This window comes from Ruegeria sp. BJ3 (assembly GCF_056535665.1).
Window position 1 is genome coordinate 766,461 of sequence record NZ_JBQFIT010000001.1, and the last position, 25,226, is coordinate 791,686.

General features: G+C 63.7%; 24 protein-coding genes. 16 read left to right on the forward strand and 8 right to left on the reverse strand.

Annotated features, from left to right (window positions below; all coding sequences use genetic code 11):
• The first annotated feature begins 192 nt into the window (after positions 1–192).
• From puuE to ACR3EL_RS03870, 3 genes are all read left to right on the forward strand, one after another.
• Entirely contained in the window at positions 193–1,611 is a 1,419-nt protein-coding gene (gene puuE, locus ACR3EL_RS03860) for an allantoinase PuuE (RefSeq protein WP_170337486.1), read from the forward strand.
• Entirely contained in the window at positions 1,608–2,096 is a 489-nt protein-coding gene (locus ACR3EL_RS03865; protein ID WP_170337487.1) for an ureidoglycolate lyase, read from the forward strand. Before puuE ends, ACR3EL_RS03865 begins: the two co-directional genes overlap by 4 nt.
• Positions 2,097–2,162: 66 nt before the next feature.
• Positions 2,163–3,590: a uracil-xanthine permease family protein gene (locus ACR3EL_RS03870; protein WP_170337488.1), complete on the forward strand. Its 1,428-nt coding sequence runs from the start codon at positions 2,163–2,165 to the stop codon at positions 3,588–3,590.
• Between the two features lie 40 nt (positions 3,591–3,630).
• On the opposite strand, the gene ACR3EL_RS03875 is transcribed toward ACR3EL_RS03870, so the two are convergent.
• The 3 genes from ACR3EL_RS03875 to ACR3EL_RS03885 form a co-directional block, all read right to left on the reverse strand.
• Positions 3,631–4,620 (reverse strand): type I glyceraldehyde-3-phosphate dehydrogenase, encoded by a 990-nt coding sequence (locus ACR3EL_RS03875; RefSeq protein WP_480720505.1) that lies wholly within the window; start codon positions 4,618–4,620, stop codon positions 3,631–3,633.
• A gap of 54 nt (positions 4,621–4,674) precedes the next feature.
• Complete coding sequence (locus tag ACR3EL_RS03880; protein ID WP_170337821.1) at positions 4,675–4,998, reverse strand: hypothetical protein; 324 nt, start codon at positions 4,996–4,998, stop codon at positions 4,675–4,677.
• Positions 4,999–5,109: 111 nt separating this feature from the next.
• Positions 5,110–5,943: a bifunctional allantoicase/(S)-ureidoglycine aminohydrolase gene (locus ACR3EL_RS03885; protein WP_170371997.1), complete on the reverse strand. Its 834-nt coding sequence runs from the start codon at positions 5,941–5,943 to the stop codon at positions 5,110–5,112.
• A gap of 177 nt (positions 5,944–6,120) precedes the next feature.
• Here ACR3EL_RS03885 and ACR3EL_RS03890 point away from each other — a divergent pair, with 177 nt between their 5' ends.
• Positions 6,121–6,477, forward strand: coding sequence for a hypothetical protein (locus ACR3EL_RS03890; protein ID WP_170337492.1), 357 nt, complete (start codon positions 6,121–6,123; stop codon positions 6,475–6,477).
• 7 nt (positions 6,478–6,484) lie between these two features.
• Here ACR3EL_RS03890 and ACR3EL_RS03895 read toward each other — a convergent pair whose 3' ends face one another.
• Positions 6,485–7,420, reverse strand: a complete 936-nt coding sequence (locus tag ACR3EL_RS03895) for a 2-hydroxyacid dehydrogenase (protein ID WP_170358124.1) — start codon at positions 7,418–7,420, stop codon at positions 6,485–6,487.
• Positions 7,421–7,549: 129 nt separating this feature from the next.
• Here ACR3EL_RS03895 and ACR3EL_RS03900 point away from each other — a divergent pair, with 129 nt between their 5' ends.
• The 4 genes from ACR3EL_RS03900 (at position 7,550) to ACR3EL_RS03915 (ending at position 11,235) form a co-directional block, all read left to right on the forward strand.
• Positions 7,550–8,785, forward strand: coding sequence for an acyl-CoA dehydrogenase family protein (locus tag ACR3EL_RS03900; protein WP_170337494.1), 1,236 nt, complete (start codon positions 7,550–7,552; stop codon positions 8,783–8,785).
• A 1-nt stretch (position 8,786) separates the two neighbouring features.
• Positions 8,787–9,602, forward strand: coding sequence for a thioesterase family protein (locus ACR3EL_RS03905; RefSeq protein WP_254437743.1), 816 nt, complete (start codon positions 8,787–8,789; stop codon positions 9,600–9,602).
• A gap of 86 nt (positions 9,603–9,688) precedes the next feature.
• Positions 9,689–10,318 (forward strand): DUF1007 family protein, encoded by a 630-nt coding sequence (locus ACR3EL_RS03910; protein ID WP_480656760.1) that lies wholly within the window; start codon positions 9,689–9,691, stop codon positions 10,316–10,318.
• Complete coding sequence (locus ACR3EL_RS03915) at positions 10,303–11,235, forward strand: nickel/cobalt transporter (protein WP_170337496.1); 933 nt, start codon at positions 10,303–10,305, stop codon at positions 11,233–11,235. The genes ACR3EL_RS03910 and ACR3EL_RS03915 overlap by 16 nt, the downstream gene beginning before the upstream one ends.
• A 2-nt stretch (positions 11,236–11,237) precedes the next feature.
• Here the strand turns inward: ACR3EL_RS03915 and truA are convergent, their stop codons facing one another.
• Positions 11,238–12,005 carry a tRNA pseudouridine(38-40) synthase TruA gene (gene truA / locus ACR3EL_RS03920; RefSeq protein WP_170337497.1) on the reverse strand — a complete coding sequence of 256 codons (768 nt, stop codon included), beginning with the start codon at positions 12,003–12,005 and terminating at the stop codon, positions 11,238–11,240.
• Between the two features lie 112 nt (positions 12,006–12,117).
• Between truA and ACR3EL_RS03925 the strand changes: the two genes are divergently transcribed.
• The 8 genes from ACR3EL_RS03925 (at position 12,118) to ACR3EL_RS03960 (ending at position 22,736) form a co-directional block, all read left to right on the forward strand.
• On the forward strand, positions 12,118–13,530 hold the full coding sequence (locus tag ACR3EL_RS03925) for a YcjX family GTP-binding protein (protein ID WP_170337498.1): 1,413 nt from the start codon (positions 12,118–12,120) through the stop codon (positions 13,528–13,530).
• Positions 13,527–13,970 (forward strand): GNAT family N-acetyltransferase, encoded by a 444-nt coding sequence (locus ACR3EL_RS03930; protein ID WP_170337499.1) that lies wholly within the window; start codon positions 13,527–13,529, stop codon positions 13,968–13,970. The genes ACR3EL_RS03925 and ACR3EL_RS03930 overlap by 4 nt, the downstream gene beginning before the upstream one ends.
• A gap of 3 nt (positions 13,971–13,973) precedes the next feature.
• Positions 13,974–14,963 carry a YcjF family protein gene (locus ACR3EL_RS03935; RefSeq protein ID WP_480720513.1) on the forward strand — a complete coding sequence of 330 codons (990 nt, stop codon included), beginning with the start codon at positions 13,974–13,976 and terminating at the stop codon, positions 14,961–14,963.
• Positions 14,964–15,023: 60 nt separating this feature from the next.
• Positions 15,024–15,734 carry a VIT1/CCC1 transporter family protein gene (locus ACR3EL_RS03940; protein ID WP_170337501.1) on the forward strand — a complete coding sequence of 237 codons (711 nt, stop codon included), beginning with the start codon at positions 15,024–15,026 and terminating at the stop codon, positions 15,732–15,734.
• Positions 15,735–15,841: 107 nt separating this feature from the next.
• Positions 15,842–18,568: a DUF2339 domain-containing protein gene (locus ACR3EL_RS03945; RefSeq protein WP_170337502.1), complete on the forward strand. Its 2,727-nt coding sequence runs from the start codon at positions 15,842–15,844 to the stop codon at positions 18,566–18,568.
• A gap of 166 nt (positions 18,569–18,734) precedes the next feature.
• Entirely contained in the window at positions 18,735–21,653 is a 2,919-nt protein-coding gene (gene ileS / locus ACR3EL_RS03950; protein ID WP_480720516.1) for an isoleucine--tRNA ligase, read from the forward strand.
• Between the two features lie 83 nt (positions 21,654–21,736).
• The gene (locus ACR3EL_RS03955) at positions 21,737–22,192 is read left to right on the forward strand and encodes a methylated-DNA--[protein]-cysteine S-methyltransferase (RefSeq protein WP_170368840.1); all 456 of its coding nucleotides are present in this window, start codon (positions 21,737–21,739) and stop codon (positions 22,190–22,192) included.
• Positions 22,193–22,268: 76 nt separating this feature from the next.
• Complete coding sequence (locus ACR3EL_RS03960) at positions 22,269–22,736, forward strand: hypothetical protein (RefSeq protein ID WP_170368839.1); 468 nt, start codon at positions 22,269–22,271, stop codon at positions 22,734–22,736.
• A gap of 30 nt (positions 22,737–22,766) precedes the next feature.
• Here ACR3EL_RS03960 and ACR3EL_RS03965 read toward each other — a convergent pair whose 3' ends face one another.
• The 3 genes from ACR3EL_RS03965 to ACR3EL_RS03975 form a co-directional block, all read right to left on the reverse strand.
• Positions 22,767–23,462, reverse strand: a complete 696-nt coding sequence (locus ACR3EL_RS03965; RefSeq protein ID WP_093962794.1) for a CDP-alcohol phosphatidyltransferase family protein — start codon at positions 23,460–23,462, stop codon at positions 22,767–22,769.
• Positions 23,463–23,554: 92 nt separating this feature from the next.
• Entirely contained in the window at positions 23,555–24,475 is a 921-nt protein-coding gene (locus ACR3EL_RS03970) for a tyrosine recombinase XerC (RefSeq protein ID WP_170368838.1), read from the reverse strand.
• Entirely contained in the window at positions 24,472–25,179 is a 708-nt protein-coding gene (locus ACR3EL_RS03975) for a DUF484 family protein (protein ID WP_170362898.1), read from the reverse strand. The genes ACR3EL_RS03970 and ACR3EL_RS03975 overlap by 4 nt, the downstream gene beginning before the upstream one ends.
• Between the last annotated feature and the right edge of the window lie 47 nt (positions 25,180–25,226).

Genomic DNA, 25,226 nt, shown 5'->3' on the forward strand with positions numbered 1-25,226 from the left:
TGCTGTTGTCTGCACGTTTCGTGTTTGGATGCCATTTTAGGCAATCCGGTTTGCATTGCCCATCTTGCGGCAAAGGCCATGGCACAGGGAACGCTGAAACAACCGGAAACAGCGTTCGGATTGATTTGATAATCCATCACGGTTTTATGGGATAAACCGAATGGAAGCCTGAAATTGAAGACGGAAAGCAGAATGCAGCCCCCCCGATACCCCCGCGACATGATTGGATACGGAGCCAACCCGCCAGAAGCCCAGTGGCCGGGCGGGGCCAAGCTGGCAGTGCAGATCGTGCTGAACTACGAAGAGGGCGGTGAAAACTGCGTGTTGCATGGCGACGCCGCTTCCGAGGCGTTTCTGTCCGAAATCGTCGGCGCCGCGCCTTGGCCGGGCCAGCGGCATTGGAACATGGAATCCATCTATGAATACGGCGCCCGCGCTGGGTTCTGGCGGCTGCATCGCCTGATGGCCGACCTGCCAGTGACCGTCTATGGCGTGGCCACCGCGCTGGCGCGCTCGCCCGATCAGGTGGCGGCGATGAAATCCGCCGGGTGGGAGATCGCCAGCCACGGCCTGAAATGGGTCGAGCACAAGGACATGCCGGAAGACGAGGAGCGCGCCCAGATCGCCGAGGCGATCCGCCTGCACACTGAGGTGGTCGGAGACCGCCCGCGCGGCTGGTACACGGGACGGTGTTCGGACAACACCGTTCGGCTGGTGGCCGAGGAAGGCGGGTTTGCCTATGTGGCCGACACCTATGCTGACGATCTGCCCTATTGGATGCACGTCAGCGGACGCGACCAGCTGATCGTGCCCTATACGCTGGACTGCAACGACATGCGCTTTGCCACGCCGCAGGGGTTCAACTCGGGCGATCAGTTCTTCGCCTATCTCCGCGACAGTTTCGATGCGCTCTATGCCGAGGGGCAGGCGGGCGCGCCCAAGATGTTGTCGATCGGTCTGCATTGCCGCCTGATCGGCCGACCGGGCCGGGTGATGGCGCTGAAGCGGTTCCTGGACTATGCGCGCGGCTTCTCCGATGTATGGTTCGCGACCCGGTTGCAGATTGCCGAACATTGGGCGGCGCATCATCCGCCGCAGGATCGCCCACGCCCCTCGCAGATGGACCGCGACGCCTTCGTGGCGGCCTATGGCGGCATTTTCGAACATTCGCCCTGGATCGCCGAGCGCGCCTGGGCGCTGGAACTGGGCCCCGCCCATGATACGGCGGGCGGGCTGCACAACGCGCTGGCGCGGGTGTTCCGTTCGGCCTCGTCCGAGGAACGCCTTGGCGTTCTGACCGCGCATCCGGATCTGGCGGGCAAGCTGGCACAGGCCAAACGCCTGACGGCCGAAAGCACCTCCGAGCAGGCCTCGGCCGGGTTGGACGCCCTGACCGACGCCGAGCGCGACGCCTTCACCGATTTGAACACGCGTTACACCGAAAAATTCGGCTTCCCCTTCATCATCGCGGTGCGCGACCACGACAAGGCCTCGATCCTGCAGGCGTTCCAGCGGCGCATCGAGAATGACCGCGAGACCGAGCTCGCCGAAGCCTGCTGTCAGGTCGAGCGCATCGCCGAGTTCCGGCTGCGCGACCTGCTACTCTCATGACGCGAGTCGTCCATATCGCGCCGCTGACGGCCCAAGCTTTTGCGCCGTTCGGTGACGTGCTCGAGGTTTCCGGTGCGCCGGACAAGATCATCAATCAGGGTCAGTGCGGGCGGTATCACGACCGGGCGGTTCTGGACTTTGCGGACGGGCGCGCGGGGATCAGCCTGTTCGACGCCAACCCACGGACATTGCCCTTTCAACTGGACATGGTCGAACGTCACCCTCAGGGCAGCCAGGCCTTCATTCCCATGTCCCACCAGCCGTTCCTGGTGATCGTCGCGCCGGATGAGGATGGCGTTCCGGGCCGGCCACAGGCCTTCGTGACGCAGCCGGGACAGGCCGTGAACTACCATCGGGGCACGTGGCATGGCGTGCTGACGCCGCTGCACGCGCCTGGCCTGTTCGCTGTAGTCGACCGTATCGGTTCGGGTGCAAACCTCGAGGAGCACTGGTTCGACACCCCTTACGAGGTGGTTGAACGCTAAGCCAATTTTGAAGCCGTCGGAGAAGCGGCAAGACCCCCATGAGAAAACAGGGAGACAGTTGAGATCATGGCCGAAACTTCGATAGGAACACCCGATCAGCTTCGGGATCCGAATTACACGCCTGCGCTGCACAAGGCGATACCACTTGGGATTCAGCACGTTCTGGCAATGTTTGTGTCAAACGTGACCCCCGCCATCATCGTGGCCGGTGCGGCCGGGTTTGGCTTCGGGTCGAACTCGCCCGATTTTCCCGAGCTGCTGTATCTGATCCAGATGTCGATGCTGTTTGCAGGGCTGGCGACCTTGTTGCAGACCATCACGCTGGGCCCGGTTGGTGCGGCATTGCCCATCGTTCAGGGAACAAGCTTTGCGTTCCTGCCAATCATGATCCCATTGGTGGCTGGCAAGGGCGTCGAGGCCCTTGCTGCGCTGTTCGGAGGCGTTCTGATCGGCGGTATCTTTCACGCCTGCCTTGGGATGTTCATTGGCAAGATTCGCTTCGCTCTGCCGCCATTGGTCACGGGCCTTGTTGTGACGATGATCGGATTGGCACTGGTCAAGGTCGGCATCCAGTATGCGGCGGGTGGTGTCCCGGCGATCGGTACGCCGGAATACGGATCGCTGCTCAACTGGTCTGCGGCACTGGTCGTCGTGATCGTCACGCTGGGCCTCAAGTTCTTTGCTCGCGGAATGCTGTCGGTGTCTGCGGTTCTGGTCGGATTGGCTGTCGGCTATGTCTACGCCCTGATGGTCGGAATGGTGACGTTCGAAACCATTGGAACAAGCTGGTCGCGGGCCGCTGGTTTCGCGCTGCCGGTGCCCTTCAAATATGGGTTCGAATTCTCGCTTGCGGCGGTGATCGGGTTCTGCCTCATGGCTTTCGTGTCAGCGGTCGAAACCGTCGGTGACGTTTCGGGCATTACCAAAGGCGGTGCGGGTCGCGAGGCCACGGACAAAGAAATCGCGGGAGCGACCTACGCAGATGGTGTGGGTACGGCGGTTGCCGGTATCTTTGGCGGTTTGCCGAATACCTCGTTCAGTCAGAACGTTGGTCTGATCGCGATGACCGGTGTCATGAGCCGCCATGTCGTCACGATTGGTGCGCTGTTCCTGATCCTGTGCGGACTTGTTCCCAAGGTCGGCGCCATCATACGCACTGTTCCGATCGAAGTTCTGGGGGGCGGCGTGATCGTCATGTTCGGTATGGTGGTGGCTGCCGGTATTTCGATGTTGTCTGACGTGGACTGGAATCGCCGCAACATGGTGATCTTCGCTATCTCGCTGTCGATCGGGCTTGGCTTGCAACTGGAACCCGGCGCGGTTCAGCATTTGCCGGACACAATCCGCATCCTGATGACAAGCGGACTGCTGCCCGCAGCGCTCATCGCCATTGTGCTGAACCTCATTCTGCCGCATGAACTGGCCGAGGAGTCGACCGAAGAGGTCTCGGGCGGAATGGCCGGTCACGGCGCTGGCAGTTTGCCGCACGACTGAAACCTGTAACTCAGCCCTGCAGCGCCAAGCGCGCTGCGGGCTATTCCAACTGGGCCATCATCCCGGCGACATCGAGCATACGGGCCGAAAAACCCCACTCATTGTCATACCATCCGAAAACCCGGACCTGATTTTGCCCGACGACACGTGTTTCCGGTCCGGCAATCACCAGCGATTCTGGTCGCGCACGCAGATCGGACGAGACCAGCGGCAAGTCGGTCCAGCCGAGCACCTTTGAAGCCTCGACGGCGCGACGCAATTCGACCAAGAACAGCTCGGGTTCCGTTCCATTTTGCAGGGTCACGACCAGATCGATGGCCGAGACGCTGGCCGTCGGCACCCGAACTGCCGCGCCCGAGATGCGGCCTGCAAGATGCGGCAGAACCACGTCGATCAGATGGGTCGCGCTTGACGTTGTGGGCACCATCGACAAGGCCCCGGCCCGCGACCGCGCCAGGTCGCCGCGCGGAGCGTCCACCATCGGCTGGCTGTTGGTGTAGCAGTGAATCGTGGTCATGTGCGCTGAGGCGATGCCCCCGATCTCGTCGATCACCTTGGCCAGCGGCGCCAGCGCGTTGGTGGTGCAGGACGCGTTCGATACAATCCGGGCATTGCCCAGCATGTCTTCGTTGGCACCCAGAACGATCGTTGTCTCGGCGGCCGGGGACGGGCCGGAAATCAGCACCTTGCTAGCCCCTGCCTGCAGGCCCCGGATTGCGACATCCGAACTGCGCGCGATACCCGTGCAATCCAGCATCACGTCCACGCCGGACAGATCGACATCGGCAAGGTCGTCGCTGTGGCTCAGTGGAATCGAATGTCCATCCACCTGCAAGGCTCCGGCGCTGGTTTCGACCGAACCGGCATAGGGGCCGAACGTGCTGTCGTACTTGAACAGATAGGCACAGGTCTCCAGCGGTGCGATGTCGTTGACCAGCACCACTTGAATATCCGAACCCGCTGGCAGGGCCATGACCTGCCGCAGGATCGTGCGGCCGATGCGGCCGAATCCGTTGATTGCGAGTTTCATGCGCAAGCTATGGCAGGCCGTTTGACCGACCTCAATGCCTGTATGGCGTCGCCGCTATCCGCAGCTGACCTGCGAGAAGAACTGGCCCGAAATATTCTGGTACATGCTTGACCGGATCACCTTGCACCCGGTTGCCTGCTGGATGGCCGCAATGGCCTGAACCGTGCGCAGGCGTGGCGGCGGGCCGAACGGGTTGAGGTTGTTGTTGTCGCGGGTCGCACGATACACGACAGGGGCATCCGCAACCTGCGTCACAGCCCATGTGCGGCTCATGACGGATACGGTTTTGGTCGCTTCCTTCGCCACGACCGGGGCGGTGTCGACGGCGACCATGAGGCCGATCATGGCCAGTGCCGTCAGAGGGGCGCGCAGTTTCATCGACCAATCTCCACGAATGAACAAAACGAAATCACCTCTGATTTCAGCAAATTCCGCCGTCCCTGTGAACCCCTGCCGACGCAAAAGCCCGTTTTCAGAACCTTTTGCTGGTCATCGTGTGGACAGTTTCAACGGCATGTGCCGATTGACGTCCTTGTAGAGCAGATACCGGAATCGCCCCGGCCCGCCCGCGTAACAGGCTTGAGGACAGAACGCGCGCAACCACATGTAGTCACCGGCCTCGACCTCGACCCAATCCTGGTTCAGTCGATAGACGGCCTTGCCCTCAAGCACATAAAGCCCGTGCTCCATGACATGCGTTTCGGCAAAGGGGATGACCCCGCCTGGTTCAAACGTGACAATGTTCACATGCATGTCATGGCGCAGATCACTTGGATCCGCGAAGCGCGTGGTGGCCCACCGACCTTCGGTGCCGGGCATTGGGGTTGGGGCGACGTCGCGTTCGTTGGTGATGATCGGATCGGGGGCCGGCAATCCGGGTACGGCCTCATAGGCCTTGCGTACCCAATGGAACCGGGCCACGGCGTCAGAGCGGTTGTGCAGGGTCCAATCGGACCCGGGCGGAATGTAGGCATAGCCCCCTGTGTCCAGCACGTGGACCTGCCCCGCAAGGGTCAGGGTAACCGACCCTTCGACGACGAAGACCACGCCTTGAGCCTCCGGGTCCGTCTCGGGCCTGTCGCTGCCGCCGCCCGGCTGGACCTCCATGATGTATTGCGAAAACGTCTCGGCAAACCCGCTGAGGGGGCGCGAAAGGACCCACAGTCGGGTTTGTTCCCAAAACGGCAGAAAGCTGGTCACGATGTCTCGCATCGTGCCTTTCGGGATGACGGCATAGGCGTCAGTGAACATGGCGCGGTCGGTCAGCAGCTGAGTCTGGTCCGGAAGCCCGCCGGTGGGCGCGTAGTAGTTTTGATCAGCCATTCCTGTGCCTCAAGCTTGGTTTGCGATTACTATGGTCGCATCAGCGGCGGGCCGATAGCGCCGGCAGTCCGATAGGTTTGTTCGGCATTATTTGAAGGTCCGGCCGCTGGGGCTTGGCCCTGATTGCATGGATGTATATTCTTGGTGCAGATCAATTTTCACGAAAGCGAGTTTCGCATGACTGTCCGGTTGCCTGCTGCCCTGTTTGCGCTGTTTTTGTCGGGTGTCGTGGGGGCGGTCGATGCCAAGCCTCTGTCCCGGATCATCGCTGAAATGGGGCTGAGCCCGGACGACTATCAGGTTCTGGACGCAACGACGTCGTCGATGCTGGCAGGCGGGACCCCAAGCGTCGGGCAGGAGCGCAACTGGGTCAACGAGAAAACGGGCACCAAAGGCACGGTCAGGATACGGGACGTGAAGGACAACTGCGTTCACTTCCAGCACTTTGTGCAGCCGTCCGGGGCGGCGCCCAACCCGGAAATCCGCACCCGTCAGTGCAAGGATGCCAGCGGCAATTGGATTCTGACGCCGTAATCGCGGCTCAGTAGCCGCGGCTGCGGTCAACCTCGTGCAGCAGGGGCTGACCTGCGCTCAGCCGCAGAAAGTTCTGGGCAACATCCGCCAACGCATCACCCAGATGCCATCCCGACACATGCGGTGTGATCGTGACCGCCGGGTGCCGCCATAAGGGGCTGTCTTTGGGCAACGGCTCTTGTGCGGTCACATCGAGAACCGCGTGCCCAGGACGACCCCGGTCAAGTGCCTCGATCAAGGCTTCCTCGTCGATCAGGTCGCCACGTCCCGCATTCAACAACTGGCTGCCGTCCTTCATCGCGCCGAGCATTTCTGCGTCAAACAAGCCGATGGTTTCGGGGGTCGAGGGCAGAATCGCGCAGACATGGTCGCAACCGCGCAGCATTCCCGGCAAAGCATCCTGCCCGTGCAGACAGGTCACATCTTCGATTTGCTTGGGCGACCGGCTCCAGCCGATGACCTGGAACCCGACATCGCGCAGCATGCGGGCGGTACGGCTGCCGATATGGCCCAGCCCCAGAACTCCGACTACGGTGTCAGATGTCAGCACCGGCGCTTTCGGCCGCCACTCGGCCCGCCGCTGAGCGTCCGCGTGAAAGCCCATGTTCCGGTGAGCGTACAGGATATAGGCCAGAAACCACTCTGCGATGCCTTGCGCCGGGGCGTCCGGTTTCAGGCGGGCCACGCGGACATGCGCGGGCAGGGCGGGGTTCGACACGATTGTCTCGACTCCGGCGCCCAACTTTTGCACCAGCTGCAGATTGGGTAGGCGGGTCGCGTGATCGTCCCGCAGGCCGACAACCGCCACCATGGTGACCTCGGCCGGGTCACCAATTGTGCTTGGCGTGCGCACATCGGCCGTTGGTGCATGTTGCCGTACTTCTTCGGCAATCTCGGCATCGCTCATCCAGTCGGACAGCCCGGTATCGATTAACAACGCCATCTGCGCCCCTCTTCCGTTTCAAATTGATTGCAAGTGACGTGCCGTCACGCGGCTGGACACAGTTGCCGCAGCTAAGCCATCCTCGGCGCAAAGGTAAAGCCCGGTTCCGGGATCTACGGAGGATTCTTCATGAACATGTCATTTGTCTTGCGCGAGGAGAACCGGGCGCTGCTGGAGCGGGTCCGCGACATGATCCGCAACGAAATCATGCCCCTGGAAGAGGAATACCAGGCCGAGATCAACAAGGGCGACCGCTGGCAGTACACCGAACGCCAGGCCGAGATACTGGAAGGCCTGAAGGCCAAGGCCAAGGCGGCCGGTCTGTGGAATTTCTGGCTGACCGACAGCGACAAGGGGTTTGGTCTGACCACGGTTGAATACGCCTATTTCGCCGAAGAGATGGGCAAGACCCCGCTGGGCGCCGAGGTGTTCAATTGTTCCGCCCCCGACACCGGCAACATGGAGGTGTTCGAGCGCTACGGCACCGAGAAGATGAAAGAGCAGTGGCTCAAGCCGCTGCTCGAGGGCGAGATCCGCTCGGCCTATCTGATGACCGAGCCGGATGTAGCCTCGTCGGATGCCACGAATATCTCGATGTCCTGCGTGCGGGACGGGGATGACTATGTTCTGAATGGCGAGAAATGGTGGTCGTCCGGCGCGGGCGATCCGCGCTGCAAGGTCTACATCGTGATGGTCAAGACCGGCGGCGACGACCTGCCCAAGCACAAGCGCCAGTCGATGATCGTGGTGCCCGCCGACACGCCCGGGATCGAGATCCTGCGCCCGATGGAAGTGTACGGCCATGACGACGCGCCGCACGGACACATGCATATCCGGTTCACCAATGTCCGAGTGCCGGCCGAGAACATCCTGCTGGGCGAGGGCCGCGGGTTCGAAATCGCGCAGGGGCGCCTCGGGCCCGGTCGTATCCATCACTGCATGCGCGCGATCGGCCAGGCCGAGATGGCGCTGGAGCAGATGTGCAAACGCGCCCTGCAGCGCGAAGCCTTCGGCAAGAAGCTGGCGCAACTGGGTGCCAATTTCGACATCATCGCCGAGTGCCGGATGGAGATCGAGATGGCCCGCCTGCTGTGTCTGAAGGCCGCGTGGTACATGGATCAGGGCGATGCGCGCGCGGCGGCCCCGTGGATCAGCCAGATCAAGGTCGTGGCACCGCGCGTTGCGCTGAAGGTAATCGACGAGGCGGTGCAGATGTTCGGCGGGCAGGGCGTCAGCCAGGATACGCCGCTGGCCACCGCCTGGACGCATGTGCGCACGCTGCGGCTGGCCGATGGCCCGGATGCGGTGCATCGCCGTCAGGTGGCGCGGGCCGAACTGAAAAAGCATACCCAGGAAAAGATCTGAGATGCAGGACGCGGCGATGCAGCCAGTGGTGGGTAAGACCGCTTATTTCCGGGTCGCGCCCGACGGGGCCTTTGTCGGAAATGACCCGGCGCGCGGGCCGTGGTCGGCTGACCACTGTCATGCCGGCCCGGTTGCGGGCCTGATCGTGCGCGCGGCCGAGATCGAGGTCGGCCCCGACAAGATGCTGACCCGCCTGACCGTCGATCTGCTGCGCCCGCTGCCTCTGTCCGGTCTTCGCGTGGCCGCCGAGACCGTGCGCCACACCAAGACGCTGGCCACCACGCGCGTCACGGTGCATGACCTGGACGATACGCTGTGCGCGACCGCCACCACGATGCATCTGGCGCGCCGGGATCTGGGGCCGGTGCCGAATGTGGCGATCCAAGGCCCCGACCTGTCGCAGATCGAAGACGGCCCGTTTCCCATCGGCGAAATGCGGCATGACCTGCCCGGCTTTGCCCATCATTCCGAGGTGGCCTATCCCAAAGGCGGCAACCAGGGGGCGGGGCCGAAAACCATCTGGATGCGCACCCCGCTTCTGCTCGAGGGTGAAACCCCCTCGCCGATCCAGTCGTTGTGCCCGCTGGCCGATTGCGGCAACGGAATTTCGTGGAATGCGCCGACCTCGGAAATGGGGTTCATGAACACCGACCTGACGGTGCAGATCCACCGCGAGCCGACCTCCGACTGGCTCGCCTCGGACTCCGTGTCGCACTGGCAGCCCAGCGGCATCGGGATGTCGCAGTCGGTTCTGTACGATACTCAAGGCCCGATCGGCACGGCGCTGCAGACGCTGGTCCTGTTTCCGCCGAAATGAGCGGCAAAATCCGTGCTTACCGCCGAACCGCGTTGCCAGCGCCGGTCGGGCACCCTATCTTCGCGTTCATGCGCTGGATACCCACCTTGTTCGCCTGTTGCCTGCCGTTTACCGCGGTGGCGCACCCGCATGTCTTCATCGACACCGGGCTGGAGTTCATAGTGGACGAGTCGGGCAACCTGACCCATGTCCGCGTCACCTGGGCCTATGACGAGTTCTACTCGCTGCTAGTGCTTGAAGACATGAGATTGGATCAGGACGGCGACGGCGTGCTGTCCGAAGCCGAAGAGCAGCGCCTCGCCGGTTTCGACGCGCAGTGGGTCGAAGGATACAATGGCGATCTGGTCATCCTGGCCGCCGATCAACCGGTTGCCTTGTCCGGTCCGCTGGAACCGCGCGCCACGACCGAGGATGGTCGTATCGTGACAACCCATCTGCGCAAGGTCGAGGGCGACCCTTTGCCCGCCCAAAGCCTGTCTGCCAAACCCTATGACGAGACATTCTATACCGCCTACGAAGTGACGCGTCCGGTCACCGTTTCCGGGCCTGAATCCTGCCGGATCGACAGGTTCGAGCCGGATATCGACGGCGAACTGGCCCAGATGCAGGCCTTTCTGCTGACCCTGGACGCCGACTATGACCTCGAGGAGAACGACATCCCCCTGGTCGGTGAACGCTTTGCCACCGAGATCCGCGTTTCATGTCCCGCTACCTGATCCTGCCGGTCGGCCTGGCAATAGCGCTGCTGCTGTGGTTCTGGGGCAGCGGAGGCTTTGACAACCTCGCGTCCTGGGCCGCGGGCGAGCAGCGGGAATTTCAGAACCAGATCGCCCGAGCCCTTCGGGCCGCGCGGGCCGAACAGCCCGAGGCCGTGGCCACGCTGCTGGCCGTCTGTTTTGCCTATGGGTTCTTCCATGCGGTGGGGCCGGGGCATGGTAAGGTGCTGATCGGAGGGTACGGGCTGGGCCGCAATGTCGCATTTCTGCGCCTGTCGGCGATCAGCGTGCTGTCCTCGCTGGGGCAGGCCGTGACGGCCATCGTTCTGGTTTATGCAGGCGTTCTGGTGTTCCAGATGTCGCGGCAAAGCCTGGTCGGCACCACCGAACAGATCATGGCCCCGGTCAGCTATGGCGCGATCGCGGCCATCGGGCTGTGGCTGGTTCTGCGATCGCTGCGCAGTTTCGCCCGGCGCGGTCGTGCGGACAGTGCTCCGCATGACCATCACCATCATCATGATCACGGGCATCACCACCACGACGGCGAAGTCTGTTCCGATTGCGGGCATCGTCACGGCCCCACCGCCGAAGAGGTGGCCCAGGTCGGCAGCCTGCGCGAGGCGCTGATCCTGATCGCCGGTATCGCCGCGCGACCCTGTACCGGGGCCTTGTTCGTGCTGATCCTGACCTGGCAGATGGGCATCGCGATGGTCGGCATCGCCGGGGCCTTTGCCATGGCGCTGGGCACCGCGACCGTCACCACCCTGGTTGGCTGGACGTCGTTCGGGTTGCGGGGCGGGTTGCTGGCCTCGGCCTCGGCCACGCGGTTCGCGGCCGTGTTGGCACCCACGATCGAACTGGTGGCCGGGCTGCTGATCGCAGTGATCGCGGGCGGATTGCTGCTGCGCGCGCTCTGACGTCAGTCGAAAACAGGATCGGGATAGCCCACCCGCGCCAGGTACAATCCTTGCGGCGGGCAGACCGGCCCGCAGGCCGCGCGGTCGGCGGCCTCGAGCGCATCGCGCACGTCCTGCGGTGTCCAAGCGCCCGCGCCGACCCGTTCCAGCGTGCCGACGAAACTGCGGACCTGGTTGTGCAGGAAGGACCGGGCGCGGACGTGGAAATGCACCTCGGGGCCGGAAAAGCCCTGAACCTGTTCGACGCGCAGCTCGTCCAACGTCTTGACCGGGCTGGCCGCCTGGCAGATCGAGGACCGGAAGGTGGTGAAATCGTGCCGCCCGATCAGCATGTCGGCCCCTTCCTGCATCGCGGCGACATCCAGCGGATGCCCGATCTGCCAGACCTGGCCCTTGTCATGGGTCGCGGGCGCACGGCGGATCAGGATGCGAAACAGGTATTGCCGCTCGATGGCCGAGAACCGCGCATGCCAGTCATCCGCCACCCGCGCGGCCTTGAGAATCGCCACCGGCAACGGCTTGAGGTGATAGTTCAGCGCCTCGGACAGGCGGAACGGGTCCCAGTCTTTTTCAAGGTCGCAATGGGCCACTTGCCCCAGCGCGTGAACACCCGCATCCGTGCGCCCCGCGGCTGCGATCGTGTGTGCCCCGGGCTGCAGTTTCGACAAGGCCGCCTCGATGGCGCCCTGGACCGAGGGCAGCTCTTTCTGCCGCTGCCATCCGGCAAACGGCTCACCTTGGTATTCGACTTTCAACGCGTATCTGGGCATGGGCTGCTGGTACCCTGCCGGAGGCGCCCGGGCAAGGGCAGGCGGCAAAAGCGCTGGCAACCGGGGCAGCGGCTACCTATCTTGGGACAAACAAGAAATGCGGGGCGGCGGTTTGGTCATCTCATCACTGGCAGACAGTCTTGTGCGCGGCGTCGAATCCGTCGGCGACCGCGTGTCCGAGACGTTTTTCGAACCGGTCGTGCGGCTGGGCGTCACCGGTCTTGCGCGGTCGGGCAAGACGGTGTTCATCACGTCGCTGGTGGCCAACCTGCTGGACCGGGGGAGGATGCCCGGCCTGGTCGCCCAACAGGAGGGGCGCATCAACGCCGCCTACCTGCAGCCGCAGCCCGACGACACAGTGCCCCGGTTCGATTATGAATCGCACCTGTCGGCCCTGACCGGGCCTCAGCCCCATTGGCCCGACAGCACCCGCGCCGTGTCCGAGCTGCGCCTGTCGTTCAAGGTTCGCCCCGCCGGGTTGCTGGCCGGCCTGCAGGGGCCGCGCACCGTGCATCTGGACATCGTCGACTATCCCGGCGAGTGGCTGCTGGATCTGGCACTGCTCGAAAAAACCTATGACGACTGGTCGCGCGAAACGTTGGAGCGGATCGCGCAGCGTCCGGCCGCCGCCGATTTCCTGGCCCAGATCAAATCCGTTGATCCGGCCGACCCCCATGATGAACCCACCGCGCAGGCCCTGGCGCGGGGCTTTGCCGACTATCTGACTGCCGCGCGGGATGCGGGGTTTTATGACTGCACGCCGGGCCGGTTCCTGCTGCCGGGCGATCTGGCCGGGTCGCCGGTGCTGACCTTTGCGCCGTTGCCGGTCGAGAGCGCCGCGCGCCGCCGCAGCCTGCACCGCGAGATGGATCGCCGGTTCGAGGCCTACAAATCGCAGGTAGTGAAGCCCTTTTTCCGGGATCATTTCGCCCGGATCGACCGGCAGGTGGTGCTGGTGGATGCGCTGGGCGCGATTCACAAGGGTCCGCAGGCGGTCGAGGACATGCGCCGCGCCATGGGCGACATCCTGTCAGCCTTCCGGCCCGGCCGCAACGCATGGCTCAGCCAGATGTTGCTGGGCAAGCGGGTCGAACGCATCCTGTTCGCGGCCACCAAGGCCGATCACCTGCACCACCTGCAACACCCGCGCCTGACCGCGATCATGGAGGCCCTGACCCGCGAGGCGCGCGACCGCGCCAGGTTCGCCGGGGCCGAAACCGCCGCAATGTCCATCGCCGCGCTGCGCGTGACGACCGAAGAGATCCGCAATCACAACGGCGTCGAACTGCCCTGCGTGCGCGGTAGTTTGGAGAATGGAAAACAGGCGGCCTTCTACCCCGGAGAGCTGCCCGAAGACCCCGCCCATCTGCTGGGCCCTGCACGCAAGGGGGCCGACACCTGGCTGGGCGAGGATTTCGGGTTCATGACCTTTGCCCCGGCGAATCTGTCGCTGCGCCCCGGTGACGGCCCGCCGCATATCCGGCTGGACCGCGCCGCGCAGTTCCTGATCGGAGACCGGCTGTGACTGTTACCCTCAGGCCCGCGCGCAGCCTCGACGCCGGGGCGATCGGAGAGATCCTGCACGGCTTTGCACTCGAAAACGACTGGATGCCCGAGCTGCATACCGGGGCCGAAGCCATCGCCTTTTGCGGGCGGATGATTGACAATGGATGGGTCACGGTTGCCGAACAGGGCGGCAAGGTCGCAGGCTTTTTGGCCATGGACGGAACCGAGGTTCATTGCCTGTACCTAAGCCCCGCCGCGCGGAATCAGGGGATCGGCACACAACTGCTGGACAGCGCCAAGGCAGGTCGCCGAGAACTGGCGCTGTATGCGTTTCAGGCCAACACGGGCGCGTGCCGGTTCTACGAACGGCACGGCTTTGTCGAAGTGGCCCGCAGCGACGGGGCCGACAATGATGAACAACTGCCGGACATTCGGTTCGTATGGCGGAAAAAGGAGTGACGCATGGCCAAGGGTCCGGTTCTGATCGAGCTTGACGAGGATGCCCCGGCCGCCGACGTGTCGAAGGCCGCGCCGGTACCGAATATCGCGCCGCCCCAGGGGCAGGCGATGCAGGCCGCGGCCCGGCTGGCCGCGCGCAAGCCGTCGGTTCTTGGGCGGTGGTTTTGGGGGCTGGCGGTTGCGGTCGTGGGGGCGGCGGTCTCTGTCGTCGCATGGAATTTCGCCACCTCGTTGATCGCCAGCGTGCCGGTGCTGGGCTGGATCGTGACCGGCCTGATCTGCGCGCTGGTGCTGGTGGCCCTGCTGATCGCGCTGCGCGAACTGGCCGCGCTGGGCCGGCTGTCGCGGGTGGACGGGATGCGCCGCGCCGCCGATGCCGCGCTGGCCGATGCCGATCTGGCACAGGCCCGGGCCGTGACGCAGCGCCTGATCGCGTTCTATCGCGGGCGCGAGGATACGCGCTGGGGCCGCGACCGTCTGGTCGAACGGATCGAAGAACAGTTCGACGCTTCGGGCCTGCTGGGACTGGTCGAGGATGAATTGCTGGCCCCGCTCGACGCCGCCGCCAGCCGCGAGGTCGAGGCCGCCGCGCGCCAGGTCGCGACGGTGACGGCGCTGGTGCCGCTGGCGCTGGCCGATGTTGCGACGGCGCTGCTGGCCTCGCTGCGGATGATCCGCCGGATTGCCGAGATCTATGGCGGGCGGGCCGGGTTTCTGGGGGGCTGGCGGTTGACCCGTGCGGTGTTCGTTCACCTGGTGGCCACCGGCGCGGTGGCCGTGGGTGACGACCTGCTCGAACCGGTTCTGGGCGGGTCGGTCCTCAGCAAGCTGTCGCGCCGCTTTGGCGAAGGACTGGTCAACGGCGCCCTCAGCGCCCGCGTCGGCGTGGCTGCGATGGAGGTCTGCCGCCCGCTGCCCTTCTCGGACCGGCACAGGCCGTCGACCCGCGGCATGGTTTCGCGCGCGCTGGGCGGGCTGTTTTCCAAGGGTTGATCTGCCGCAAAGCCATCGGGCCGCCACGCAGGGCACAATCTCTTGGAAGGGAGACCAGCCATGGCGGATCACGGCCACACCCAACAGGAAATCGCAGACCGGATCGACGCCCCACCCGGGCGCGGGGTCCTGCGTGACGTGGTATATGGCGGGATCGACGGATCGGTGACCACGCTGGCCATCGTGGCAGGCGTGGCCGGGGCCGGGCTTTCGCCCTTTGTCATCGTGGCCTTGGGCTTGGCCAACGTGCTAGCCGACGGGTTCTCGATGGCGGCGGGCAATTACTCGGGGACCAAGGCCGAGTTGGACAATATCCGCCGGATCCGCGCTATCGAAGAGCGCCACATCCGCCTCTACCCCGACGGCGAGCGCGGCGAGGTGCTGGAGATCCTGTCCCGCAAGGGTTTGTCAGGCCGGGTGCTGGAACAGGCAACCGACGCGATCACCGCCGATCGTGACACTTGGATCAACCTGATGATCGAGGGCGAATACGGGCTGGGCAGCGTCGATCCGCATCCGCTCAAGGCCGCTGCGGCCACGTTCGCGGCCTTTGTCGTGGCCGGCATGGTTCCGCTCGTGCCGTTCCTGTTGGGTGTTCAGGGCGCGTTTCCAGCCTCGGTCCTGATGACACTGGGCGTTTTCTTTGCCATCGGCGCGATGAAAAGCCGGTGGTCGCTGGCGCCTTGGTGGCGCTCGGGGCTTGAGACGCTGGCGATTGGTGGAGCGGCGGCGGCAATTGCCTATCTCGTCGGGTCTCTGTTCCATCCTTAGATCACTGGCGTCAGATCGCAACAGGCTGAAACCATTCGGGATTTCCCGACTGTCTTGCCGCGCCTGGACAGGATAGCCTGTAATGCAGATTTGCCCGGAGGTGCGGTTTGGAATCTCTGCTTGTTCTTGTTGGCCTGGTCGTTTTGGCGATGCCGGTATCTATTGTCGTCTTGCTGGTCGGCCATGCCCGTCTGCGGCGGCGGGTCGAGCAGTTGGAGAGTCGGTTGGGTGCCGAGCAGCAACCGGACGCGGAGCGGCCACCAAAGACGCAGTCCGCGCCAATCGAAGCGCCGACGCCTGAACCGCGGCCGGCCCCTTGGGGTTCACCGAAACAGGAAAGCCCACCGACGCCGGACCAACGGCCTGACCCTGAAGAGTCGGCAGCTGTTACTGAGAGTGCATCGCCTCCGGCGGCAGTGGTGTTCCGCGCCGAGCGGTTCGACGATCTGGGCGCGTGGCTGCGCGAGAACTGGTTCTATGCCGTATCCGCTCTGTCGCTGGCGCTGGCGGGGATCTTCCTCGTGCAATACGGGGTCGAGAACGGTTTGCTGCCGCCTACCGCGCGCGTGTTGGCGGCCCTGGGCTTCGGCGCGCTGCTGATCGTGGCGGGTGAAATTGTGCGGCGTCGGTATGGCGATGACGAGTCGTCGGCCACCGCCTACCTGCCTTCGGTATTTTCCGGCGCGGGGCTGGTCACGCTGTTCGGCGGTGTGCTGGCGGCGCGTCAGCTCTATGACTTGATCGGCCCCGAGGCGGCCTTGGCAGGCATGATCGCCATCGCTCTAGTCGGGCTGGTACTTGGCTGGTTCCACGGCCCGCTGCTGGCGGCGATCGGGTTGATCGGCGCCTTTGCCGCGCCATTCGTCGTGGGTGGCGGCTCGGCTGACCCGTCTTGGCTGTACGTATATTTCTTCGTGATCACCGGGCTGGGGCTAGGGATCGACACGGTGCGGCGCTGGGCCTGGGTGTCGGTGATGTCGCTGGTGGGCGCCTATTTGGCGGGCCTTTTGCTGGTGATGGGTTCGCCGATCACGGAATCGGCTTTCCTCGTCTACATGGCCGCCGTGGCCGTGATCGCCATTGCCATTCCCGCCCGGCGGATCTGGCCCGACCATGACGGCGCGATGTTCAGCGAAATCCTTGTCAGAAAAGCCAGTGGTCCGTGGCCCGAATTTCCGACGCGCCTGGCCTTTGGGGCGGTGCTGGCAAGCTCGGCCATTCTGGCACTGCAATGGGCGGATACGAGCGGTGAGTTCTGGCTGGGTGTGATCCTGCTGGCCGGGCTGACTTTCGCCCTGCTGATCTGGGCAAAGGACGCGCCGGCCCTGCAGGACATGACCGCGCTTCCCGCCCTGGCTCTGGGTGGTTTCGTGTTCACGCATGGATTTGATGGCGGCGCGGTGGCGCGTGGGTTCTGGCAGACCTATTCCGAAACGCCCGAGGCTGCTTTTCCGTTGGCCGTGACCTTGCTGGTTGCGTTGGGCGCGATGATCTCTCTTCTGGCGGCATGGCGGTCGTTTCGGGGTGGGCGGTACCCGCTGGTCTGGGCCGGTGCCGCCGCGCTGTACGCCCCGGCGCTGGCCATCGCGCTTGAGCTTGGCTGGCGTCCTGCCAGCGTGATGGGCGCCTACCCCTGGGCCTTGCATGCGGTCGCGCTTGCGGCGCTGATGGTGGTACTGGCCGAGCGCTTTGCGCGTGTGGATGGCGAGGCCCGGATGCGTCCGGCTTTGGCCACGCTGTCGGCCTTGTCCTGCTTGACCTTCGGCTGCGTGATCGTGCTCAGCTCGGCGGCGCTGACCATCGCTTTCGTGGTCACGATCATCGCGGCGGCAGCGCTGGACCGGCGGTTCAACCTGCTACCGATGAGCTGGTTCATCTGGGTCGGCGTTGCCACCGTCACGTTCCGACTGATCCTGAACCCGGGCCTGGACTGGGCGCTGCACGCGCCGGTTGTGGAAATGGCGCTGGTCTATGGGGCTGCGGTTGCAGGTTATCTTGCCGCATGGTGGATGCTGCGCCCGTTGGACCGCCCGGTCGCCAATGTCATGCTGGACAGCGCAGCGTGGGCGACGGGCGGCGTTCTGGTGTCTCTGCTGCTGTTGCGCTGGCTGGAAGGGCTGGGCGAGGGCGGTGCCGACGACAGCCATTGGGGGCTGGGCCTGCTGTCGGCCATTTGGCTGCTGCTGGCCTTTGTGCAGGTGCAGCGCTTTGCGCTGGGCGGGCGACTGAACTGGGTTCGGGTCGCACTGGGCGTGTTCTTTGCCGCGCATGGCCTGTTGTGGCTCGCGCTGGCTGCGACAGTGGCCAACCCTGTTTTGCGTTTTGGGGCAGATCCTGTTCTGGGGCCTCCGATCGTGAACACGCTGGCCATTGCCTATCTGCTGCCGGCCCTCGTCATCGGCCTGTCCGCGTGGCGGATCCCCACGATGCCGGCGCAGTTGCGGCTGGCCTGTCAGGGGGTGACCATTGCGCTGGGCGCCTTGTGGCTGGGCCTGACCATCCGGCATTTCTGGCAGGGCGCGGCAGGGATGTATGAAGGCAACGGCGTATCCCAGCCTGAGCTCTATACTTACACGCTCGCCCTGCTGGTGATCGGCGCGGCGCTGTTCTATCAGTCGCTGGCGCGTCGGTCGGACCTGATGCGCAAGGCCGGGCTGGCGGTGATCGGGTTGGCGGTGGCCAAGGTGTTCCTGATCGACATCTCGGGGCTGGGCGGTTTGATCCGGGTGTTTTCGTTGCTGGCCTTGGGGCTGGCGCTGGCGGGTCTGGCCTGGCTGAACCGCTGGGCCAAGCTGCGCCATTCGCCGCAGGGGCCGGAAGCTCTGGACCAATAGGCGCAACCGGCCTATAAGCCCGGCCATGCAAGACGTTCTGGCCATTATCATTCGAATTATTTCCCCGGCGCTCTGAGTTTCCGAGACGCCGGGCAAAGGTGCTTGAGTTCATCGCACCGACCGCTTCGATCCAAACACGCCAAGATCATCCAAGGGACGCCTCTCCATGTGCGCCGACACGACCCAGACACCCGACTACAAAGACACGCTGAACCTGCCCCGAACCGAATTCCCCATGCGCGCCGGCCTGCCCAAGCGCGAGCCCGCATGGCTAGACCGCTGGGAGAAGATCGGCGTCTATGACCGCCTGCGCGACAAACAGGGTCGCAAGCCCTTCACACTGCATGACGGCCCGCCCTATGCCAACGGGCACCTGCATATCGGCCACGCGTTGAACAAGACGATCAAGGACATGATCGTGCGGTCGCATCAGATGATGGGCTTTGATGCGCGCTATGTGCCCGGCTGGGACTGTCACGGCCTGCCGATCGAATGGAAGATCGAGGAACAGTACCGCAAGAAGGGCAAGAACAAGGACGAGGTTCCGGTCATCGACTTCCGCCAGGAGTGCCGCAAGTTCGCCGAAGGCTGGATCGACATCCAGCGCGAGGAGTTCAAGCGCCTGGGCATCACCGGCAACTGGGCCGATCCCTACGTCACTATGGACTATCACGCCGAGGCGGTGATCGCGGACGAGTTCATGAAGTTCCTGATGAACGGCACGCTGTATCAGGGCTCGAAACCGGTGATGTGGTCGCCGATCGAGAAGACCGCCCTGGCCGAGGCCGAGGTCGAATATCACGACAAGGAAAGCTTCACCATCTGGGTGAAGTTCAAGGTGGTGAACACTGGTGACACCACGCTGGACAACGCCTATGTTGTGATCTGGACCACGACGCCCTGGACCATGCCGTCGAACAAGGCCGTGGTCTATGGCAAGGATATCTCGTACGGGCTGTACGAAGTGACCGCCCGCCCCGAGGAATGCTGGGCCCGGATCGGTGACCGCTACCTGCTGGCCGACAATCTGGCCGCCGACGTGTTCGCGCGGGCGCGACTGGACGACACCATGTACCGCCGCCTGTGTGACGTCACCCAGGACGATCTGGCCAAGATCCAGCTGCAGCACCCGCTGGCAGGGGCCGAAGGGTCCAACGGCGAATGGGACGACATCCGCGATTTCCGCGCGGCCGATTTCGTGACCGATACGGAAGGCACCGGCTTCGTCCATTGCGCGCCCTCGCACGGGATGGAGGAATTCGAGCTGTACCGCGATCTGGGCATGCTCGAGCAGGTCATCACCTACAACGTGATGGACGATGGCAGCTTCCGCGCTGACATGCCGTTTTTCGGCGGCAAGTACATCCTGTCGCGCAAGGGCGGCGAGGGCGATGCGAACAAGGCTGTGATCGACAAGCTGGCCGAGGTCGGCGGGCTGCTGGCGCGTGGCAAGATCAAGCACAGCTATCCGCATTCGTGGCGGTCCAAGGCGCCGATCATCTATCGTAACACACCGCAATGGTTCGTGTCCGTCGACCGCAAGCTGGACGACGGCATGGACGAAATGGGCGACAACATCCGCGAACGCGCCCTGCGCTCGATCGACGAGCTGGTGAAGTGGACGCCGCCATCGGGCCGCAACCGCCTGTATTCGATGATTGAGGCGCGCCCCGACTGGGTTCTGTCGCGCCAGCGTGCCTGGGGTGTGCCGCTCACGTGCTTCACCAAGAAGGGCGCTCTGCCCACCGACGCGGACTATCTGCTGCGCAACGCGGATGTGAACACCCGCATCAAGGCCGCGTTCGAAGAACACGGTGCCGATGTCTGGTACACTGACGGGTTCAAACAGCAGGTTCTGGACGGCATCGTGAACCCCGACGACTATGACCAGGTGTTCGACGTTCTGGACGTTTGGTTCGACTCGGGCTCGACCCATGCGTTCGTTCTGCGCGACCGTGAGGATGGCACTGACGACGGTATCGCCGATGTCTACATGGAGGGCACCGACCAGCACCGCGGATGGTTCCATTCCTCGATGCTGCAAGCCTGCGGCACGATCGGCCGTGCGCCGTATCGCAACGTGGTCACGCACGGGTTCACGCTGGACGAGAAGGGCAACAAGATGTCCAAATCGCTCGGTAATACCATCGTGCCGGAAGAGGTCGTCAAGCAATACGGTGCCGACATCCTGCGCCTGTGGGTGGCCCAGACCGACTATACCGCCGACCAGCGGATCGGGCCGGAAATCCTGAAAGGGGTCGCTGACAGCTATCGCCGGCTGCGCAACACGATGCGCTTCATGCTGGGCTCGCTGGCCGATTTCACCGAGGCCGACCGGATCGACCCGGCCGAGATGCCGCGTCTGGAACGCTGGGTGCTCAGCCGCCTGGCCGAGTTGGACGAGCAGGTCCGCAAGGGCTATGCTGCGTTCGACTTCCAGGGCGTGTTCAGCGCGGTGTTCAACTTTGCCACCGTTGACCTGTCGGCCTTCTATTTCGACGTGCGCAAGGATGCGCTTTATTGCGATGGCGACACCCCGCGCCGCCGGGCCGCGCGCACGGTGCTGGATATACTGTTCCACCGACTGACCACCTGGCTGGCGCCGGTTCTGGTCTTTACGATGGAAGAGGTCTGGCTCGAGCGGTTCCCGGGCGACGACAGCTCGGTGCATCTGGTCGACTTCCCCGACACGCCTGCCGATTGGCGCGATGCCGAGCTCGAGGCGAACATGGCCAAGATCCGCCGTGTGCGCCGTGCGGTGACCGCCGCGCTGGAAGTGCAGCGCCGCGACAAGGTTATCGGCTCCAGCCTCGAAGCCGCGCCGGTCGTGCATGTCGAGGATGCCGAAACCCGCGACCTGCTGGCGACCTTCGACGTGGATGACCTTTGCATCACTTCGGGCCTGACCGTCACCGCCGACCCGGCCCCGGCCGAGGCGTTCCGCCTGCCCGAGATCGAGGGCGTCGGCGTCGTGTTCGAAAAGGCCGAAGGGGCCAAATGCCAGCGCTGCTGGAAGATCCTGCCGGATGTGGGACGTCACGCCCACCCCGGCGTCTGCGGCCGATGCGATACGGCGCTGAGCTGAAAATGATCCCTGAAACCCGCGCCATCGCGCGGGGGTTTTTCTTGCGGCTTGCGACGCACCCGCCGATCTGAAACTCTGCGCCCATGCCGATGATTGCAGTGGAAACCCAGTTCGGATGCCTTGGGATAGAAGAAGAGGACGGTGCCATCACCAGTCTGGTGTGGGACGGTCACACAACGGGTGAGAAGACCCCGCTGCTGATCGAAGCGGGGTTACAAATCAGGGCCTATGCCGAGGGCCGGTTGCAAAAGTTCGACTTGCCACTGCGTGTCGTTGGGTCCGAATTCCAGAAACAGGTCTGCGACTTGATGTCCGCGATTCCTTTCGGTTACACGCGGACTTACGGTGATATCGCGCATGATCTTGGGTGTCCGGCGCAAGCTGTCGGGCAGGCCTGTGGTGCCAACCCGATTCCGGTGATCATTCCCTGTCACCGCGTTCTGGCGGCAAGCGGCCTTGGGGGGTTCTCGGGGCAGGGCGGGGTTGAGGGCAAGGTTGCCCTGTTGCGTCACGAGGGGGCTGCCAGCCTGCTGATCTGACCACCGGAATCCGGTTGCAATCTTTCGCAAAGCGTCCCAACCTGAGACAGTTTTCGAACCCGAAGGACTACAATTCATGACTGCGAAAATTGACCCCGCCGCCCGGAAGAAGGCCATCATTGACCAATTGATGGCGTTGGAGGCACAGGAGTTGGCGACGGCGCAGGCGCACCACGATGCCTTTCAGAAAGAGTCCCAATTGGATGACCGGGAAGGCCACGACAAGGATGATATCGCGGCATCGCGCGAAAGCGCCGATCTGGCCGCCGCGTTTGACGGGCCGGTGCATGCGCATCATGCCAAGATTGACGTGATCGAAAACACCGATTTCAGCCTGACGGATACAGTGCAGCCAGGCGCCGTGGTCTGGCTGGGCGACCGGCATTTCGTCGTCTGCGTGTCGACCACCAAGTTCGACGTAGATGGTGAACCATATATGGGGATTTCAACCCAAAGCCCGATCTATCTGGCCATGGCCGGAATGCGCAAGGGGGACGTCTTCACCCACAATGGCACCGAGTTCGAGATCCGGGAAATCCTCTGACCTGTGATTTTCGCCCGTTGGGGCCGCGTCTCAGTCGCGGCTCGGCGGCATGATTTGCTGGGCGATCCCTGCCGAGACCAGGTACAGACTGGTCACCACCAGACCCCAATGCGCCCAGCTTTGCGGGTGAAAATCCACCCAAGCGGCCCATCCGGCGAAAAATGTCCATGCGAAGGCCATGGGCAGGGACAGGTTGCGCCAGCGTTCCGTGCGCACGGGGTGAATGAATTTCAGGGGCAGAAACATTGCAACGGCCAGCAGCGCCACAAGGACGAGGCTGAACCAGAAGTCGGGCTTTAGCGCAAAGATCACCACCACGACCATGTTCCAGCAACCGGGAAAACCGGAAAAGGAATTGTCCTTTGTTTTCATACGCGTGTCGGCAAAATACATCGCGCTGGCGAAGGTGATGACGATGATCGCGAACCAACCGGTCCAGCCGTCCATCAAGCCGGATTTGAACAGCGCATAGGCCGGAATGAAGACGTAGGTCAGATAGTCGATGATCAGGTCCAGCAGGACACCGTCGAACTCGGGCGCGTTCTTTTTGACGTGATAGTGCCGCGCCAAAGGGCCGTCGATTCCGTCGACGATGAACGAAACGACCAGCCACAGAAACATCAGGCTCCACTTTTCCTCGACCGCGGCCAGCATGGCCAGCATCGCAAATACGGCTCCGGTCGCGGTAAACAGGTGAACGGCTAAGGCTTTGAATCTGAGTGTCATGACCCGTGTCATGTACGATGCGCGCCCGAGATGCAAAGCAAAAAGCCAGCGGTATCAGCACCGAAATTTGGTTGCTGCAATTCCGCCGCGTCTCAGGCTTTGGGGTGCGCGCGGTTGTACACCTCCATGAGGCGCGCGGTGTCGACCGCTGTATAGGCTTGGGTGGTCGAAAGGGACGCGTGACCCAGCAGTTCCTGAATGGCCCGGAGGTCTCCGCCGGCCGACAGAAGATGGGTGGCAAAGCTGTGCCGCATCGCGTGTGGAGTGGCCGTTGCCGGAAGACCCAGCTGCATGCGCGCTTTGGCCATGACGCCCTGAATTGCCCGCGGACTCAGGGCTTTGCCTCGTACGCCGCGGAACAATGGGGCGGTCGGGCTATGGGGATGTGGGCACAACTCAAGGTATCGGTCGACCGCCTGGCGCGCGGCGGGGATGACCGGAACGATCCTTTCCTTGTCACCCTTGCCGACAATTCTCAGCGTGTTGGGCAGGGGCGCGTCCGCTCCGGTCAGGGACAGGGCTTCGGAAATGCGAAGGCCGCAGCCATACAGCAGGGTCACGACGGCAACGTCGCGGGCGGCAACCCAATCTGACCCGGATTGCAGCTCGACCGTCTCGATCATGGCGCGGGCGGCGTCTTCGGCCAGAGGGCGCGGCAGTTTCTTGGTGTATTTCGGGGCGCGGGTGGACAGGACGGCGGTGGGCTCGAACCCCTCGCGTTCGGCCAGCCAGCGATAGAAGCTTTTGACGGCGGACAGTTTTCGCGCCAGTGACCGCGCCCCGACGCCGGATTCGCGTTGCTGTGCCATCCAGGCCCGCATGTCCGAAATGGTGATGCGTTCGAGCGCCGCCAGCCCCTGCCGTTCGCTGTGATGCAAAGTCATGAAAGACAGGAAATCCGCGACATCCCCGCGATAGGCATTGATGGTGTTTTCCGAACGGCCCGCCAAAGCGGTCAACCCCTCCAGCCACAACTGCAACGCATCGCGGCAGGCTGGAGAGATCAGGCTCACGACAGCCAGTGGCGCATCGACCGTTCGAATACGCCTGCAAAAAAGGCCAGCAGATCAGTGCCCAATTGAGGCGAGAAGTGCCTTGGGTCGCGCGCCCCCATGACAATCATGCCCGGCAGACGCCCTTTGCCGAGATCTAGCTGCATACATGCCTCAGATTGCAGCTGGTCCAGCTGATCCCCGTGCACTCTGCGGTTGGGCTGGCGAATTTCGCGCAGGACAACCTCACGCGCGGGGTGGTTCGGTGCGTTGTCCATGTAGGAATGCACGAAACCCGGTTCCGCCACGGCCAGAACACCGTCCAGCCGGTCGATGCTTGGGTCCTGCTGGACCATCGTTGTTTCCAGGACCAGTGTGATGCGGTCGACGCGGAGGATTTCGGCAACTTCCGTACCCAGCACGCGCAGAAAGTCCTCGAATTCCGTCGGCTCAAGAAGGCGCAGGATGGCGCGGTGAACCTGGTTGGTTCCGGCGAGGTTCTCGTAGGCGGCTGCGATGACCGAGCGGTGAGTGTCCTCCAGCCGGTCCAGCCGTGCCTCAAGCCGTTGCATGGCGATGCCGCGCAGGTCGATGATGTTGTCTCCGCGGGCGCGTTCGTTTGCGGCGACCAGCGCCTGCATCAAATCCTTGTCGTCCAGCACGGCGTCCGGCTCGGCCAGAATCGCGGCGCGGAGGTTGTCCTCGAGTTTGGGATTGCTGCTCATATCCTGTCCGGTCTTTTTTGTTAGGGGCGTTATAGCACGGGTGCCCG

Coding starts and splice junctions, on each gene's coding strand:
- ACR3EL_RS03915 (WP_170337496.1), top strand. CDS start 10,303: ATGTCCCGCTACCTGATCCTGCCGGTCGGCCTGGCAATAGCGCTGCTG.
- ACR3EL_RS03865 (WP_170337487.1), top strand. CDS start 1,608: ATGACGCGAGTCGTCCATATCGCGCCGCTGACGGCCCAAGCTTTTGCG.
- ACR3EL_RS03885 (WP_170371997.1), bottom strand. CDS start 5,943: ATGGCTGATCAAAACTACTACGCGCCCACCGGCGGGCTTCCGGACCAG.
- ACR3EL_RS03940 (WP_170337501.1), top strand. CDS start 15,024: ATGGCGGATCACGGCCACACCCAACAGGAAATCGCAGACCGGATCGAC.
- ACR3EL_RS03890 (WP_170337492.1), top strand. CDS start 6,121: ATGACTGTCCGGTTGCCTGCTGCCCTGTTTGCGCTGTTTTTGTCGGGT.
- truA (WP_170337497.1), bottom strand. CDS start 12,005: ATGCCCAGATACGCGTTGAAAGTCGAATACCAAGGTGAGCCGTTTGCC.
- puuE (WP_170337486.1), top strand. CDS start 193: ATGCAGCCCCCCCGATACCCCCGCGACATGATTGGATACGGAGCCAAC.
- ACR3EL_RS03905 (WP_254437743.1), top strand. CDS start 8,787: ATGCAGGACGCGGCGATGCAGCCAGTGGTGGGTAAGACCGCTTATTTC.
- ACR3EL_RS03960 (WP_170368839.1), top strand. CDS start 22,269: ATGACTGCGAAAATTGACCCCGCCGCCCGGAAGAAGGCCATCATTGAC.
- ACR3EL_RS03870 (WP_170337488.1), top strand. CDS start 2,163: ATGGCCGAAACTTCGATAGGAACACCCGATCAGCTTCGGGATCCGAAT.
- ACR3EL_RS03975 (WP_170362898.1), bottom strand. CDS start 25,179: ATGAGCAGCAATCCCAAACTCGAGGACAACCTCCGCGCCGCGATTCTG.
- ACR3EL_RS03880 (WP_170337821.1), bottom strand. CDS start 4,998: ATGAAACTGCGCGCCCCTCTGACGGCACTGGCCATGATCGGCCTCATG.
- ACR3EL_RS03875 (WP_480720505.1), bottom strand. CDS start 4,620: ATGAAACTCGCAATCAACGGATTCGGCCGCATCGGCCGCACGATCCTG.
- ACR3EL_RS03900 (WP_170337494.1), top strand. CDS start 7,550: ATGAACATGTCATTTGTCTTGCGCGAGGAGAACCGGGCGCTGCTGGAG.
- ACR3EL_RS03955 (WP_170368840.1), top strand. CDS start 21,737: ATGCCGATGATTGCAGTGGAAACCCAGTTCGGATGCCTTGGGATAGAA.
- ACR3EL_RS03965 (WP_093962794.1), bottom strand. CDS start 23,462: ATGACACTCAGATTCAAAGCCTTAGCCGTTCACCTGTTTACCGCGACC.
- ACR3EL_RS03895 (WP_170358124.1), bottom strand. CDS start 7,420: ATGGCGTTGTTAATCGATACCGGGCTGTCCGACTGGATGAGCGATGCC.
- ACR3EL_RS03935 (WP_480720513.1), top strand. CDS start 13,974: ATGGCCAAGGGTCCGGTTCTGATCGAGCTTGACGAGGATGCCCCGGCC.
- ileS (WP_480720516.1), top strand. CDS start 18,735: ATGTGCGCCGACACGACCCAGACACCCGACTACAAAGACACGCTGAAC.